2 protein-coding genes and 1 pseudogene are annotated in these 1,978 nt (G+C 67.8%); all 3 read left to right on the top strand.

Annotation, left to right across the window (positions count from 1 at the left end; all coding sequences use genetic code 11):
* Positions 1 to 552 (top strand): glutamate ligase domain-containing protein (locus AC5RUJ_RS15275; RefSeq protein WP_494156141.1); only part of this gene is annotated, 552 nt, incomplete at its 5' end.
* Complete coding sequence (gene mraY, locus AC5RUJ_RS15270) at positions 549 to 1,661, top strand: phospho-N-acetylmuramoyl-pentapeptide-transferase (protein WP_494023244.1); 1,113 nt, start codon at positions 549 to 551, stop codon at positions 1,659 to 1,661. The genes AC5RUJ_RS15275 and mraY, both read left to right, overlap by 4 nt.
* Positions 1,658 to 1,978: pseudogene (gene murD / locus AC5RUJ_RS15265) on the top strand (UDP-N-acetylmuramoyl-L-alanine--D-glutamate ligase); the annotation flags it as partial. The gene mraY and the pseudogene murD, both read left to right, overlap by 4 nt.

Raw genomic sequence — 1,978 nt, 5'->3', positions numbered from 1 at the left:
TGTGATCTTCCGAGCCCCATCGCCGCCGGCCTGAACGGGGCCGGCCCCGCCAGCCGCTGGCGGATGGAACGCACCGAGCGCGCCGACGGCGTCACGGTGATCAACGACGCCTACAACGCCAACCCCGAATCCATGCGGGCAGCGCTGCGCACGCTGGCCGAACTCGGCCGCGGCCGCCGCACCTGGGCGGTGCTGGGCGAAATGCTGGAACTGGGCGAAGACTCCGTGCAGGCCCACGACGCGATCGGGCGGATTGTGGTCCGGCTGAACATCTCCCACCTGATCGTGGTGGGAGAGGGAGCCAAGGCCATGCACAACGCCGCCGTGTTGGAAGGCTCCTGGGGCGACGAATCGCTCTGGGTCGCCACGCCCGAGGAGGCCCGCCGGGTGCTCGAGGAGAAGCTGGAACCGGGCGACCTGGTGCTGTTCAAGTCCTCCAACTCGTCCGGGCTGCGGTTCCTGGGCGACCGGATAGCATCAGGAAATCCGTCGACGGACGGCCCGGCTGCAGCGCGCAGACCCGAAACCCAACAGGAAGGCCAGGCGCAGTGATAGCCCTGCTGATCGGCTCTGCCCTGGCGCTGGTCCTGTCCCTGCTCGGCACGCCCTTGTTCATCAAGCTCTTGGTGCGGAGAGGCTACGGCCAGTTCATCCGCGACGACGGCCCGACGGCGCACCACACCAAGCGCGGAACGCCCACCATGGGCGGCGTGGTCATCGTGGCCGCGGTGATGCTCTCCTACTTTGCCACGCACCTGATGATGTGGATGATGAACGGGGAAGCGCATTCCGGGCCCACCGTCTCCGCCGGCGTCCTCATGCTGCTGATGGCCGGCATGGGGCTGGTCGGTTTCCTGGACGACTTCATCAAGATCTCCAAGCAGCGCAGCCTCGGGCTGCGGGCCTGGGCCAAGATCGTGCTGCAGGGCATCGTCGGCATCCTCTTTGCCGTCCTGGCCCTGAACTTCCCGGACAACATGGGCCGCACCCCGGCGTCGATGAACATCTCCTTCGCCCGTGACATCCCGTGGCTGGACCTCGCCTTCGGCGGCACCGTACTCGGCACTATCCTGTTCATCATCTGGTCGAACGTCATTGTCACCGCAGCCACCAACGGCGTGAACCTGACCGACGGGCTGGACGGGCTCGCGGCGGGCGCATCGGTGATGGTCTGCGGCGCCTACATGCTGATGGGGATCTGGCAGTTCAACCAGAGCTGCGGCTCGGTCAAGGTCCCCGGGGAGGTCTGCTACGAGGTACGCGACCCGCTGGACCTGGCGCTGCTGGCAGGAACCATGGCCGGCGCGCTGATCGGGTTCCTGTGGTGGAACACCGCGCCCGCCAAGATCTTCATGGGCGATACCGGATCGCTGGCGATCGGCGGCGCCATCGCCGGGTTCGCCATCCTGTCCCGCAGCCAGCTGCTGCTGGTGGTCATGGCGGGCCTGTTCGTGATCATCTCGCTGTCCGTGATCATCCAAGTGGTCTACTTCAAGCTCAGCGGCGGCAAACGCGTCTTCAAGATGGCCCCGCTGCAGCACCACTTCGAGCTCAAGGGGTGGGCCGAAGTCACCGTCGTCGTGCGCTTCTGGATCATCGCCGGGCTGTGCGTGGCGGCCGCGCTGGGCATCTTCTACGCCGAATGGGTGCTGGGCTCATGAGCCGGCTGGACGCACTCACCTCCTGGGACGCGGACTGGTCCGGGCTGCGCGTGGTGGTCGCCGGGATCGGGCTGTCGGGATTCTCCGCGGCCGACACGCTGATCGAACTGGGCGCCGCCGTCGTCGTCGTGGACGGCAGCGACACGGCGGAAAACCGGGCCAAGGCCGATACGTTGAAGATCGTCGGGGCCCGGCAGGTCCTGCTGGGTGAAGAGCACACCGGCGCACTGCCCGACGTCGGCGGGGAGCCGGCCGAACTGGTGGTCACCTCGCCGGGCTGGCAGCCGCGGACACCGCTGCTGGCCGCCGCGGCGGAC

The organism is Arthrobacter sp. Y3223164, assembly GCF_059091005.1.
This window is presented reverse-complemented; position numbering and strand designations above follow the sequence as displayed.